The sequence below is a fragment of the Vibrio injensis genome (assembly GCF_001895205.1).
GTDB lineage: Bacteria > Pseudomonadota > Gammaproteobacteria > Enterobacterales > Vibrionaceae > Vibrio > Vibrio injensis.
This window is the reverse complement of sequence record NZ_BDJF01000020.1, coordinates 1-13,547: the sequence shown is the minus strand read 5'-3', so window position 1 is coordinate 13,547 and position 13,547 is coordinate 1. Positions and strand designations below refer to the sequence as shown.

General features: G+C 44.3%; 11 protein-coding genes and 1 riboswitch. Of the genes, 7 read left to right on the top strand and 4 right to left on the bottom strand.

The window, feature by feature from the left end; all coding sequences use genetic code 11:
• Window positions 1-86: 86 nt before the first annotated feature.
• Window positions 87-2,513 (bottom strand): glycerol-3-phosphate 1-O-acyltransferase PlsB, encoded by a 2,427-nt coding sequence (gene plsB, locus BSR11_RS09380; protein WP_072670152.1) that lies wholly within the window; start codon window positions 2,511-2,513, stop codon window positions 87-89.
• Between the two features lie 291 nt (window positions 2,514-2,804).
• Between plsB and lexA the strand changes: the two genes are divergently transcribed.
• The 3 genes from lexA (at window position 2,805) to dinF (ending at window position 5,774) form a co-directional block, all read left to right on the top strand.
• The gene (gene lexA / locus BSR11_RS09375) at window positions 2,805-3,431 is read left to right on the top strand and encodes a transcriptional repressor LexA (RefSeq protein ID WP_072670151.1); all 627 of its coding nucleotides are present in this window, start codon (window positions 2,805-2,807) and stop codon (window positions 3,429-3,431) included.
• Between the two features lie 79 nt (window positions 3,432-3,510).
• Window positions 3,511-4,329, top strand: coding sequence for a class I SAM-dependent methyltransferase (locus BSR11_RS09370; RefSeq protein WP_139299823.1), 819 nt, complete (start codon window positions 3,511-3,513; stop codon window positions 4,327-4,329).
• A gap of 107 nt (window positions 4,330-4,436) precedes the next feature.
• Entirely contained in the window at window positions 4,437-5,774 is a 1,338-nt protein-coding gene (dinF, locus tag BSR11_RS09365) for an MATE family efflux transporter DinF (RefSeq protein WP_072670149.1), read from the top strand.
• A gap of 64 nt (window positions 5,775-5,838) precedes the next feature.
• On the opposite strand, the gene sthA is transcribed toward dinF, so the two are convergent.
• A complete protein-coding gene (gene sthA, locus BSR11_RS09360) occupies window positions 5,839-7,239 on the bottom strand; it encodes a Si-specific NAD(P)(+) transhydrogenase (RefSeq protein ID WP_072670148.1) in 1,401 nt (466 codons plus the stop codon).
• A 264-nt stretch (window positions 7,240-7,503) separates the two neighbouring features.
• On the opposite strand from sthA, the gene fabR reads away from it, so the two are divergent.
• Together fabR and BSR11_RS09350 are read left to right on the top strand one after the other, a co-directional pair.
• Window positions 7,504-8,145, top strand: coding sequence for an HTH-type transcriptional repressor FabR (gene fabR / locus BSR11_RS09355; protein ID WP_072670147.1), 642 nt, complete (start codon window positions 7,504-7,506; stop codon window positions 8,143-8,145).
• The gene (locus BSR11_RS09350; protein ID WP_072670146.1) at window positions 8,145-8,507 is read left to right on the top strand and encodes a YijD family membrane protein; all 363 of its coding nucleotides are present in this window, start codon (window positions 8,145-8,147) and stop codon (window positions 8,505-8,507) included. Before fabR ends, BSR11_RS09350 begins: the two co-directional genes overlap by 1 nt.
• Before the next feature lie 24 nt (window positions 8,508-8,531).
• On the opposite strand, the gene trmA is transcribed toward BSR11_RS09350, so the two are convergent.
• Window positions 8,532-9,641: a tRNA (uridine(54)-C5)-methyltransferase TrmA gene (gene trmA / locus BSR11_RS09345; protein ID WP_072670145.1), complete on the bottom strand. Its 1,110-nt coding sequence runs from the start codon at window positions 9,639-9,641 to the stop codon at window positions 8,532-8,534.
• Between the two features lie 154 nt (window positions 9,642-9,795).
• A riboswitch (cobalamin riboswitch) is annotated at window positions 9,796-9,992 on the top strand.
• A gap of 46 nt (window positions 9,993-10,038) precedes the next feature.
• Here trmA and BSR11_RS09340 point away from each other — a divergent pair.
• Together BSR11_RS09340 and murI are read left to right on the top strand one after the other, a co-directional pair.
• Complete coding sequence (locus BSR11_RS09340; RefSeq protein ID WP_072670144.1) at window positions 10,039-11,889, top strand: TonB-dependent receptor domain-containing protein; 1,851 nt, start codon at window positions 10,039-10,041, stop codon at window positions 11,887-11,889.
• Between the two features lie 162 nt (window positions 11,890-12,051).
• The gene (gene murI, locus BSR11_RS09335) at window positions 12,052-12,861 is read left to right on the top strand and encodes a glutamate racemase (protein WP_072670201.1); all 810 of its coding nucleotides are present in this window, start codon (window positions 12,052-12,054) and stop codon (window positions 12,859-12,861) included.
• On the opposite strand, the gene BSR11_RS09330 is transcribed toward murI, so the two are convergent.
• Window positions 12,815-13,285 (bottom strand): RNA recognition motif domain-containing protein, encoded by a 471-nt coding sequence (locus BSR11_RS09330; RefSeq protein ID WP_072670143.1) that lies wholly within the window; start codon window positions 13,283-13,285, stop codon window positions 12,815-12,817. The genes murI and BSR11_RS09330 overlap by 47 nt on opposite strands.
• Window positions 13,286-13,547: the final 262 nt, after the last annotated feature.

Genomic DNA, 13,547 nt, shown 5'->3' with positions numbered 1-13,547 from the left:
GATGAACGACTAAGGCATCCCGAGGGATGCCTTAGTGTTATTGGCTTGATGATAATGCGCGTTGTAATAACGATGATGATCAAGCGTTACCACTCAACTTGACAGATACTTTCTTGAATAGTTAAACGGACTTCCGGATAGAGCATCAGGTAAAGCGCGTCGGCAAACTGCTGAGTTTTTTCCAATTGGCAATAACCATCATGTCCTAAGTAGCCCTGTTCGGTTAAGGTGACAAACAGCGCAGAAAAAACACCTTTATCAAAAAATTCTGGTGCATTAATCCCATGTAGTCGTCCCAGTCGCTGGGCAATCTCTTGACTCTTAGCTTCCAGATCCGTTTTGGCTAAATCTGGGTTAGCAACCAGTAGATTCAAGGCAATCGCATAACGTTGCAGCGTTTCGGAAATCGTTCGACCAAGGAGCATCAAGACTTGTGTCTGTGCTTGGTTGATGGTCACCGTTTGCTGCTCAATCGTCACTAACTGTTGGCGTTCAAGCTCGGATAAGTAACGCTCAACAACTTCATCCAAATCATCATCGGGATAGCTTAAAAATAGCTCTTGCTTAAGGAAGGGATAGACTTGAGCAACGGTTTGCTGGATAGCACTGATCGATAATGATTGTTGGCGGATCAGCATTTGCGCAATTAGCGATGGTAGTGCCAATAGATGAATGATGTTATTACGATAATAAGTCATCAAAATCGACTGGTTACGATCTAATGAGATAATGTCGCCAATACTGTCGGTTTCAACCAAAAACTTATCTAACGACTCAGCATGGGTGACCAGTTGTTCTGCGCTATCGCTAGGTACGGTAAAGGTCGTTGAGTACGGAACATTGCGCAGTAAGGCTAAGTAACAGTCGATTTGTTTGACCAAATTATCCCGAGCCAATGCACGCTGCCTTGAAGCTAATAATGCGGTCGCACACAAGGTCATCGCATTGGCGGCGGCGGCATCATTAATGTGAGTCATCATTTTAGTCGCTAATTGATTAACGATAGGCATCATCCATTGTGGTTTGCTGCCCCCCATGGCATCAATGTCTTGAGTCCATTCTGGCGCATGCTCGTTAAGGTAGTGATTAAGAGGGATAGGCTCACCAAAGTTAACGTAGCCTTGGCCAAAGTTACGTAGTTTGCGTAGGGTGCGAAACACTAAGCCAGCATTCTCTTTTTCTTTGCGTTTACCGCGAAGCTCTTTGGCGTAAGTACCCACTTCCATCACGTGCTCATAGCCAATGTAGACGGGCACTAGGGTTACAGGACGGTTCAAGCCACGCAGCATCGCTTGAATGGTCATTGCTAACATACCGGTTTTGGCTTGCAGTAAACGTCCGGTACGTGAGCGGCCACCTTCACTGAAATATTCTACCGAATAGCCTTTAGCAAACAACTCAGCAAGGTATTCGCGGAAAATGGTGGAATAAAGAGGATCGCCTTTAAAACTTCGACGGATAAAAAATGCCCCGCCACGGCGAAATATTTGTCCAGCAGGGAAAAAGTTTAAATTAATGCCCGCGGCAATGTGTGGAGGAACTAACCCTTCGTGATAGAGCACATAAGAGAGCAGAAGGTAATCCATATGACTACGATGACAAGGAACATAGACAATTTCATGGCCATCTTGAGCGAGTCGACGCACGGTGGCCGCGTTGTTGATGTTCAGCCCTTGATAAATACGATTCCATAGCCAGCCAAGAACATGATCCCCTTTTTTGATTAAAGAGTACGAAAAGTCGGCGGCGATCTCATCCAAAATATTATGCGCTTCTTTACGAGCTTTTTCTAATGGGATGTTTTTACGATTAGCTTCATCGGCAATCGCTTTTTCTATCGCAGGAGAGTTCATTAGCCGTGAAAATAACTGATGGCGCTGAGGCAAATTGGGACCGGAGGCGGCCAGTTTTTGGCGAGAGAAATGAATGCGAGCCACTCGTGCGAGTTTATGAGCAATTGAACTATCGGTACCGTGAGCGTCGGCCATATAACGTAATGAGACAACCGGACTAAAGCGGACTAAACAGTCACGCCCAGAGATCACCACCGCAATGGCTTTTTGTAACCCGTTTAAAGCTTGCAAGTAAGGCTTTTCTTGCCCCTCTTTACCCGGACGTCTTCCCCATAGCACACTTGCAGGAATCATTTGAACATCCAATTCAGAATCATGCTTATGTAAGGCCAACAGTTCAGAAAAGGTAGTAATCGATTCGTTAGGCACGTTATGGTCGTCTTGCAGTAGCGCTGGACGAGAAGCGATAAAAACATAGCGTTTTAGCGTTTGACCATTAATGGTCAGTGGGGTAAGCGGATCAGGGAGACCTGCGTTAAGCGCATGAGTTTGTAATGTTAGCAGATCAACATTCGAGCGAAACGGTAAGACATAAACAATCGGTTTATGCAGATCAATGGCTAAATCATCAATCGGATTCGATGGGATCGCCGTGCCTTTTACCATTACCGATAGTGGTAATTTTAATAAAGAGCGAGAAAATGAGTGTCCGGAAGACATAAGAGTTCAAGGCCTCAAGATGCTGTACTAAAACGCAAACCGAGAGTGCTCGATTTGAGTCGGTGTCTTTTTTTGAAGCGCAAGAATACCAGAAACTGGTCAAACCTTTTAATACTATTCCGTCATGTCTGGTGATTGTCTATTAGGGTTTTGATTTGTTTCATGATTCCTGATGAGAAAGGCGCTCGATCTTTATCGGCGGTGAAGTAATCAAAAAAGCAGCAATCCACTTTGCTTTTGATTAATTACTGGATATACTCACAGTTGACTGTATAAAAAGACAGGTGAGTCATGAAGCCGTTAACGCCACGCCAGCAACAAGTCTTCGAGCTAATTAAAAGTAAGATCGAAGAAACCGGAATGCCCCCCACTCGTGCTGAAATAGCTCGCGAACTGGGTTTTCGTTCAGCCAATGCAGCCGAAGAGCACTTGAAAGCCCTCGCACGTAAGCAAGTGATTGAAATTGTTCCCGGAGCTTCCCGTGGGATCCGCATTCTATTAGGGGCTGCCAATGATGCAGAGCAAGATCTTGGTTTACCTTTGATTGGCCGAGTTGCGGCCGGTGAACCGATTCTCGCGCAAGAGCATATCGAAGCCCATTATCATGTTGATCCGAGCATGTTTCGACCTCAAGCGGACTTTCTACTCCGTGTTCAGGGGGAAAGCATGAAGGACATTGGTATTATGGATGGTGATTTGCTCGCGGTTCATAAAACTCAGGATGTGCGTAATGGCCAAGTTGTCGTCGCTCGTGTCGAAGAAGATGTAACGGTCAAACGTTTAGAGCGCAAAGGGGCTAAAGTATGGCTGCATGCTGAAAACGACGCTTTTGCACCGATTGAGGTCGACTTGACCTGCCAAGACTTAGCGATTGAAGGGATTGCGGTTGGGATCATCCGTAATACTGATTGGATGTGAACACCTTTCAAACGTCACGCATTAGCTTGCTAATCTAATTGATATTCATTATCATCTTTTTTATGGTGACATAAGGAAGATGATAATGCCCTCTAAGTACACTCATTCATCACCACGTTATCAAGTACCCACTCGTTTAGTGCAGCCACTTTGGTTGCGTAGTCGTGAAAGCTTAGTCGATGATGGCTTAGTTTATGATCCGATAGCCGCTCGTGCCTGTCAGCGTTGTCATCTGGCACCAGATTGTCTCGCGGGCGATATTCCGCAAAAACAGCTCTTACATGTTACGTTGGCTCGACTGTGTGATCAGCAAATACATCGCTTTTTAGCGACTCATCCAGATGGATGGATCATTAATGTTGGCGCTGGTTTGGATACACGTTTTTATCGAGTCGATAATGGGCGCTGTCACTGGGTGGAAGTTGATGTGAGTGAGCATTTGTTATGGCGGCAAAAACTCTTTCATCGTAGTGAGCGTTATCAGCATTGCTGCGGTAGTGTTGATAACCTTGACTGGTTAGAGCGGTTAATCATTCCTGATTCGGCTCCGATATTTATCTTATGTGAACATGCATTATTAGATTGCCATGCAAGACAGCTTTCCTCTTTTATCCGTGCTTTAGGGCTGCATTTTGTTAATGCTCGCGCTTGTTTAGTACTGGCTGGTGATAAAACCATGACTCGTCTAGGACAAAAAATGGGTTCCGGTGATTACCAACATGGTTTTGCCAAACCTGATCAAGCGATACTTAATGCTTTGCCTTGGGCACATAGCGCCTTACTGTTGTCGCCCCTTGACAGGCATTGCCATCGTTGGAAACTTTGGCAACGTTTGGTGAGTAAAATCAATGGATTCAAATATCGCCTAACCCCCGTGGTGGTCCAAGTGCGTTGGTAATATGGCTTTATTGGGATTGACGCTCATTGATCTCTGTCCGTCGTCATAATTTGGGAATGCTGGTTATTTTCGGTACACTGGACGACTGATTTTAAGAGGGTTTCTCTGTGGCGTCGCTAGTCCAAATTCTTACCAACCGCACCATTCATCGTCAAGTCTTACTGCTTTCCATTCCTATGGTGTTGTCCAACATTACCATTCCATTGCTTGGCTTGGTCGATGCGGCGGTGATTGGCCATTTACAGCACGCATGGTATCTCGGCGGCGTGGCGCTTGGCAGCATGCTGATCAGCGTTTCTTTCTGGCTATTGGGTTTTTTACGCATGTCGACGACCGGATTAACAGCGCAGGCTTATGGCGCCGATGATCCGAAGCAACTGGCCTTAGTTTGGGTACAGGGCATGCTAATGTCTCTTGGCTTTGCAGCCGTATTTTTAGTACTGCATCGTTTGATTGGCGAGGGGGTTTTTGCTTTAAGTGAAGCCAGTGAGCAAGTGAAACATTACGCTCAGCAATACTTTATGATTCGGGCTTGGAGTGCTCCAGCGGCATTGATCAACTTTGTATTGCTTGGTTGGTTATTAGGAACGCAAAATGCTAAAGCGCCAATGTGGATGGTGATCATTACCAATCTGACCAACATAGCGCTCGATGTCCTGTTTGTGCTTGGTTTTGGTTGGAAAGTCTCAGGTGTCGCATTGGCTTCTGTGATCGCTGATTACCTCGGTATGGCTTTTGGTTTATGGTGTGTCTGGCGTTTTTGGTGTGCGAAAGGCTTACCATCACCTTGGAGCTTATTGTCACAAAGTACGCAAGGGATCAGTCGTTTTGTACGCTTGAATCGTGACATTTTCTTGCGGTCGTTATGTTTACAGGCTGCTTTTAGTTTTATGACTTTTCAAGGTGCGGCTTTTGGCGATCAGGTAGTGGCTGCGAATGCGGTGCTGATGAGCTTCTTGATGATGATCTCTTACGGCATGGATGGTTTTGCATACGCGATTGAGGCGATGGTGGGCAAAGCGGTAGGAGCGAAAAGCCCGTCGCAACTTAAAGCTTCTATCATTGGCAGTACGTTTTGGAGTTTGTTAATTTGCCTTGGGTTAACGGCCGTTTTTGCGATCTCAGGGTCTAACTTGATTGGTTTCATTACGTCTATTCCAAGTGTACAACAGACCGCGCAGGAATATCTGCCGTGGTTAGTCGCGATGCCGTTGGTGGCGATGTGGTGTTTTTTACTCGATGGGATATTTATTGGTGCCACGAAAGGGCGAGAGATGCGTAACAGCATGTTTATTGCCGCCAGTGGTTTTTTTCTGGTGTTTATACTGTTTTCTGCTTGGCAAAATCACGCTTTATGGCTGGCAATGTTAACGTTTATGGCGCTGCGCGGACTAAGTTTAGGTTGGGTATTAAAGCGACAGTGGCAGCGAGGCGATTTTCTCTAACTCAGGAAGAGACAGTTGAAACTGACGACGACTTTTTTGTTTAAGCCGTCGTCGTCAACCATTGTTAAAATAAACGGTTTAATCCATTCAGTGCGGCAACACGATAAGCTTCAGCCATGGTGGGGTAGTTGAAAGTCGTGTTGACAAAATAGTCGATGGTATTGGCAGGGCCTTTTTGTTCCATAATCGCTTGTCCAATGTGGATGATCTCCGCTGCTCTCTCTCCGAAACAGTGGATACCCAAAATCTCTTTGCTATCGCGATGAAAGAGAATTTTTAAACTACCGATATCTTTGCCGGAGATCTGCGCGCGCGCTAAATGCTTAAATGAGGATCGTCCTACTTCGTAAGGGACTTTCGCTGCGGTGAGTTCTTGTTCGGTTTTTCCAACTGAACTGATTTCTGGGATGGTATAGATACCCGTTGGGATATCTTCGATCAACTTATTTACCGCTTGGCCTTGAGTAATCGCTTGGGCGGTAAAACGGCCTTGATCGTAAGCGGCACTGGCAAGGCTTGGGTAACCAATCACATCCCCAACCGCATAGATGTGCTCAACATCGGTTTGATAATTGTGGTTGACGGTTAATTGACCACGAGCGTCTGCGGCGAGACCAACCGCGGATAAATTCAGTTGATCGGTATTACCAGTACGACCGTTAGCGTACAACAAACAGTCCGCTTTCATTTTTTTACCGGATTTTAAGTGGACAATCACGCCATCATCAGTGCCTTCAATTTTTTGATGAGTTTCATCATTACGAATGACTACGCCACTGTTCCAAAAATGGTAAGAGAGCGCATCAGAAATCTCATTATCTAAAAAAGCCAATAAGCGATCGCGAGTATTGATCAGATCGGTCTTTACACCTAATCCTCGAAAAATAGAGGCGTATTCACAGCCAATCACCCCTGCGCCATAAATAATAATATGCTGTGGATCGTGCTTTAAATTTAAAATCGAATCGCTGTTGTAAATACGAGGATGGCTAAAATCGATATCATTCGGTTGGTAAGGGCGAGATCCTGTGGCAATCACAAATTTATCGGCTTGATAATGTTCGATGCTGCCATCGTGTTTATGGACCGCGATAGTGTGAGGATCGATAAATTCGGCGCTACCAAAAATTAAACTGCATTGGTTTCGGTCATAAAAGCCTTGGCGTAAGCGGGTCTGTTTATCGATAACAGTTTTTGCATGGCCGAGAATGGATGAAAATGTGGCGTGTATGCTAGTATTGTTTTTACAAAACAATGGGTTGCTATTAAATTCAATGATTCGGCTAACGGCGTGACGTAAAGCCTTGGAAGGAATGGTTCCCCAATGAGTGCACCCACCGCCGACGGTGCTTTCCTTTTCTATGATCGCGACATTCATGCCAGCTTTGGCTAATCCCATTGCTGCGCCTTCTCCACCCGGTCCGCTGCCGATGACGATAACGTCAAACTGGTGCTTTTGTGTCATAGGATATCCTTGTTGTTATCGATGCTTATCAGTGCTGTAGCGAGATTGTAACCGATAGTGTTGCTAGGTAAATCCCATTTCCCTGATAGGGTGTTTAGGATCACGACATTTTATAGGATAGCGGCTGGAGAATTTAAGTGTGGTATTTTTGTGTTGTTAAGCCATTGAGAAAATGCTCACATCACAATACAGGTGAGGATCGACAATAATGCCTTTCGCGTTATAGTATGCGGTTGATGATGGGGTTATGAGAATAGGTTCAGTATGAAATCCACAGGAATTCGCGCATTACAAAAAGAAAAAACTCGTCGTTCTTTGATTGACGCAGCATTTAGTCAATTGAGCGCGGATCGCAGCTTTTCTAATTTAAGTTTACGTGAGGTCGCGCGTGAAGCTGGGATTGCTCCCACCTCTTTTTACCGTCATTTCAAGGATATGGATGAGTTGGGACTGACCATGGTTGATGAAGGTGGCTTACTGCTACGTCAATTGATGCGTCAGGCTCGACAGAGAATTGTTAAAGAGGGCAGTGTGATACGTACTTCAGTCGAAACCTTTATGGAATTTATTGAAAGTAGCCCCAATGTTTTTCGTTTGTTACTGCGCGAACGCTCTGGGACCTCTTTTGAGTTTCGCGCCGCAGTGGTACGTGAAATTCAACATTTCTCAGCTGAATTGACTGAATATCTGATCAATACTGGCATGGGACGAGAGGAAGCGGCGATCCAAGCCGAAGCGTCAGTCACATTAGTTTTTAGTTCAGGTGCGCAAGCTCTGGATCTAGAACGACAAGCGCGTGATGAATTGTCAGAGCGACTGATTATGCAGTTGCGCATGATGGCCAAAGGAGCTCTTTGGTATCGCAAAGAGCGTGAACGTAATCGACTAAAAAATGGGATAGAGTAATGAGTAACGAAACATCACCCACTTCCAATAGTAAAACATTGCTACTTGCTCTGATTAGCGGCATGTGTGGCGATGCACTGTTATCATGGCTGACGATCAGCGAGGTCTCTTTTTCCATCTTTCCACTGATCGCTCTCGTGCTATCGGTACAAATGCTATACCAAGACTATTTACGCCATCCGGTAGCTGAAGATATTCCGTTGGTTGGTTTAGCCTGCTTTTTTGTTGGGGCTTTTGGTCACTCGGCGTTTATGAAGGCTCAATACCCCGACTCCGGATCAATCTTGTTCTCAGTGATTGTGGTACTAGGGCTTTTGTGGTGGATCGGTAAAAAGCTCGGCTTCATCGGACGCAAAAATTAACGAGCCTGACGGCTCGTTAATTTTTTATGCTTTACGCTCTAGCATTACACCCGCTTCCATGTGGTGGGTGTACGGGAATTGATCAAATAAAGCAAAGCGGGTGATGTTATGAGTAGTAGATAAGATATCTAGATTCTCTTTTAAGGTCTCAGGATTACAAGAAATATACAAAATACGCTCATACCCCTGTACCATTTTACAAGTGTCGATATCCATTCCTGCGCGCGGAGGGTCGACAAAAATCGTATTACAACGATAGCTTTTGAGATCAATCCCAGCCTCTTTTAAGCGATTAAATTCGCGTTTGCCTTCCATTGCTTGTGTAAAGTCTTCTGCAGACATACGAATAATTTGTACATTATCTATATGATTCGCAGCAATATTATATTGGGCGGACTCAACTGAAGGTTTGGCTAATTCTGTGGCTAATACGCGGTCAAAATTTTGCGCGAGTGCAAGCGAGAAATTACCATTACCACAATACAACTCCAGTAAATCCCCTTGACTCTCTTGTGTACAATCTACTGCCCATTCTAACATTTTTTCTGCGACTTTTCCGTTAGGCTGGGTAAAGCTATTCTCAACTTGTTGGTAAAGATAAGGTTGACCGTTTACGTGAAGTTTTTCAACGACGTAGTCTCGGTCTAGGACAATTTTCATTTTCCGAGCTCGTCCGATCACGTTGAGATTAAAGCCTTCATCGTTCAGTCGTTGTTTGAGTTTCTTGGCCTCAGATGTCCATGCTTCATCAAGCTGACGATGATAGATCAAAGAAACTAATAGCTCGCCACTCAAGGTTGATAAAAAATCCACCTGAAACAGCTTGTGACGTAATGTGTTATTACCTTGCATCAGTTCTATTAATAGTGGCATTAGGTCGTTAATTAAACGGCTGGCGGCGGGGAACTGATTAACTCGATACTTTTCTCGAGTGGTTGGATTAAACATGACGTAATACATTTCATCCCCTTCATGCCAAACCCGAAACTCTGCGCGCATCCGGTAATATTGTTTTGGAGATTCAAATACTTCTAGCTTTGGGACGTGATAGGGCTGAAACATTTCAGTGAGGCGGGTGATTTTCTCAGCCAGTTGTGCTGAATAATGTTCAGGATTTACGTCAAGCGTCGCCATGATGGTATTACCTTTTACTGGTGCATTTATTGAAAGAGCGCAGATTTTATTCAATCTGACCTACATGTCCAGTTTTGTTGGCGATTTACTGAGTTAAGGTAATGACAAATCACTTGATTATCATCAGCGATACTAGACAAGCTAACCATTGGTCAATAGTATCATTGTAGCTGGTGATATTTAGCTGCCTAGATGGCTGAATTCTGAAAAGGGAATCTGGTGTAAATCCAGAACTGACGCGCAGCGGTAAGAGAGAACGAACGCTCATTAAGACACTGCCTAACGGTGGGAAGTCGAGTTACTAGGTCAATGCTCTCGAGTCCGAATACCTGCCAGCAACTGGGCTAGCAGTGGTGTTTTGCTCAGGAGAATCTACGCGTTTTAGGATAACTACATAATGAATAAATCTTATCTTAGCCTGACAATGCTGTCAGCGCTCTCTTATCACCCTCTTACCTATGCCGAAACTGCACCCGTTGATGAGACCATGGTGATAACAGCCAATCGGTTTGAGCAAAAGCAGGCATCGGTACTGGCGGCCACAACGGTGATTGATCGCCAAGAAATTGAACAATATCAAGCGCGATCTTTGACGGAAGTTTTACGTCGAGTACCCGGAATCGAGATAGCTCAAAATGGTGGCCGAGGGCAGAATGCTTCTATTTTTATGCGAGGAACCAATAGTAGTCATGTTCTCATTTTAGTGGATGGAGTTCGGATTGATTCAGCCGCTGGTGGGGTTGCCATTAATCGTTTTCCAATTGGCTTAGTTGAGCGTTTAGAGGTGATTCGTGGTTCTGGTGCCGCGATGTATGGATCTGATGCTATCGGTGGTGTGATCAATATTATCACTCGTTCTCATCGTGGAAATAATCTTAAGCAAGTGACGGTTGGTGTTGGCAGCAACCAATCCCGTAAAGGTGAAGTGGTCACGAGGACGGATGTGAACGAGCTGGGGCATCTACAACTTTCTGCAGGTTTTGAGAAAACGGATGGTTACGATATAAAAAGCCTTCAGACAGGTGTGGACTATGGCTATGAAAGCCAGAACCTGATGGGTGGCTATGAGTATCGCTTCAATCAGAACTGGTTGGGGTATGTATCGGCTAGCTGGTTTGATAGCGATGTAGAATACAATTCTTTCGGTACGTTCTACCACAGTTTCTCCGACAACCAGAGTTTTACTGGGAAGATGAATTACGAAGGGAAGCGCTTAAAAAGTTTGTTGATGCTTAATTATCAGCAAACAGAAAAACTCGATTATACCCAAAGCGAGGGTAAACATAATGCTAATACCAAGGCGAACATCGACCTTACCCAGACGCAATGGGCGAACCTTTATCAGCTGAATGACATGATTCAACTTGGAGCGGGTATTGATGGCCGCCGGGAAAAATTAGACCATGATGCGCTCAGTTATGGTAGTCGTCATGTGTTGGCTGGAGAAAGCCGAGATACCTACGGTATTTTTGGTTCTGGCAAACTGACGGTGAGCGATTGGATTTTTGAAGCGAATATTCGTCACGATAAGCATGATAAATATGATGACTACACCACTTGGTCTTTCGCTGCCGGTTATCAAGTTAACGATCATTATCGTTTGCGAGCCAGCTACGGCACAGCATTTAAAGCACCGAGTTACACCGATTTATCAACGGCACAAGATCTTGAACCAGAAAAGTCTAAGAATAGTGAGATTGGATTCGATATCACTTATCCATTAGCGCGAGTGAGTGTGTCGGCTTATGACAACCAGGTGGATAATTTGATTATCTGGTATTCTGATCCTAACGGTGCCGTGTGTGATGTGGTGAATTGGGGAGGATGCACTTTGAATACCGATGCACGAATTAAAGGGGTGGAATTGGAAGTGAACTTTGATACTGGTCCAATCAATCATACTTTAGTGGCGGAGTACAAAGATCATAAAGATGATAATCATGTGCAGTTGGCTCGTCGGGCAAAAGAAAACTACAAGTGGATTACAGCCATACAATTGGGTAACTTTGATATAAATACAACTTATACCTATACGGGTAAGCGCCTAGACTTGCCTACACCAGAGCCAACCAGTAACGATTATATTCATTCAACCAACTTGTGGGATGTGTCAGTGGGTTACTGGATAAGTGATGCCATGGTCATTCGTAGTCGGATAGAAAATCTCTTTAACGAGCAGTATCAAAGTGCGCTCGGGTATCGTGCTCCAGAGCGGGCTTATTACCTAAATGCCAGTTACCAATTCTAAAATACAAGACCGCCTTAAGGCGGTCTTGTTCAGAGAAGAGCTACCTGACGAACCATCATTTTCTATGATCACTCATAATATTACTGTTTCATTAGGGTGAGAGTGGTTGTCTAATGATAAAGAGGGAGTATGATCACTGACTCTTTATTCTTGGGGTGTAGTATGCAGCAACAGTCATCACATAAGGTTCTGATTTTTGATTCGGGTGTTGGTGGATTGTCAGTTTATCAAGAGATAGTTTCATTACTACCACAGCTTGATTATACCTACTTGTTTGATAATGCTGCTTATCCCTATGGAGAGTTAGCGCAAGAGGTATTGCTTGATCGTGTTGAGCGTTTAATTTTATCGCTAGTCAAACGGCAATCTTTTGATTTAGTCGTGATAGCTTGTAATACCGCTAGTACTATTGTGCTCCCCATGCTACGTGCCAAATTATCCATTCCTGTTGTAGGTGTTGTTCCTGCGATAAAGCCAGCCTCACTCGTTGCTCATAAAGCGATTGGGCTTATTGCTACCCCCGCAACGATTACCAGGCAATACACACATGATTTGATCCGTAATTTCTCGAGTGAAAAAAATGTTGAATTACTTGGGTCGACACGTTTAGTGGATATGGCAGAAGAGAAGCTGCGTGGGCAAGAAGTTGATAAAGATGAATTGGCGGCGATTTTAAGTCCACTGATTCAGCGGATAGATGTTGCGGTATTAGGATGCACCCATTTCCCACTTATTAAAGCAGAGATTCAACAAGTATTAGGTGATGATGTGATGTTGATTGATTCTGGTCAGGCGATAGCACGTCGAGTACAGCAGTTGCTTGATGTAGAATCTGGCTTAAAGCATCAGCATCCGCACACAATTTTCGCCAGTGCGCCCCCTTGGAAAGAGAGCGCTCTGAATGGAAACTTAATTAAAATGGGTTTTAATCCTGTTCGTCCATTTCCTCATCTGGATGTTTTGGATCATTAGCAATTCGTACTTTCAGCGTACGTTGCATATAGTCTTTTTCATTGAGTGCATGAATTGCCGCCGAGGCATGAGCGGTGGCAATGACTACAAATCCAAATCCTCGACGTTTTCCTGTACGTTTATCTTTCATTAGTCGGACCGCAAACACATCACCGTATTGCGCAAACAAATCACGTACATCGGATTCATTCGCTTTATAAGGTAGGTTTCCGACATAAAGTGTTTTTGTATTACCGGATGGCTCATCGATTGATGGAGCACTGACTGATGCTGCTAAAGGATTAGATAAAAGTTGTAAAGTGATCGCGGCAGAAATAACACCAATAACAAAACTTACCGCAGGATGAATCGATAATAGAGAAAAAACCAGTGCACCAATGATAGCCAGTGCAATAATAAATAATGTAGATTTATTCGAGCTCATATTGAAATACTACTTAATCAGAATGAAAGTAAGAGGCGTATCTAAGATTAACAATATAGACACATGAATCTTACGTTTATGCTTGGAGTTTTTCCAATCGATTGCTGTGACCCTCTTCAAATGTTGGAATTTTATTCAAAAATTAATGATCCGATGGCTTTTTGAGCGAACAGAAAATTAATGAAAAAAAGTGCTTGCTAAGGTGAAGATGATCTCTATAATGCGCCCTCACTGACACGGCAGACGCCACAAGGCTTCAGGC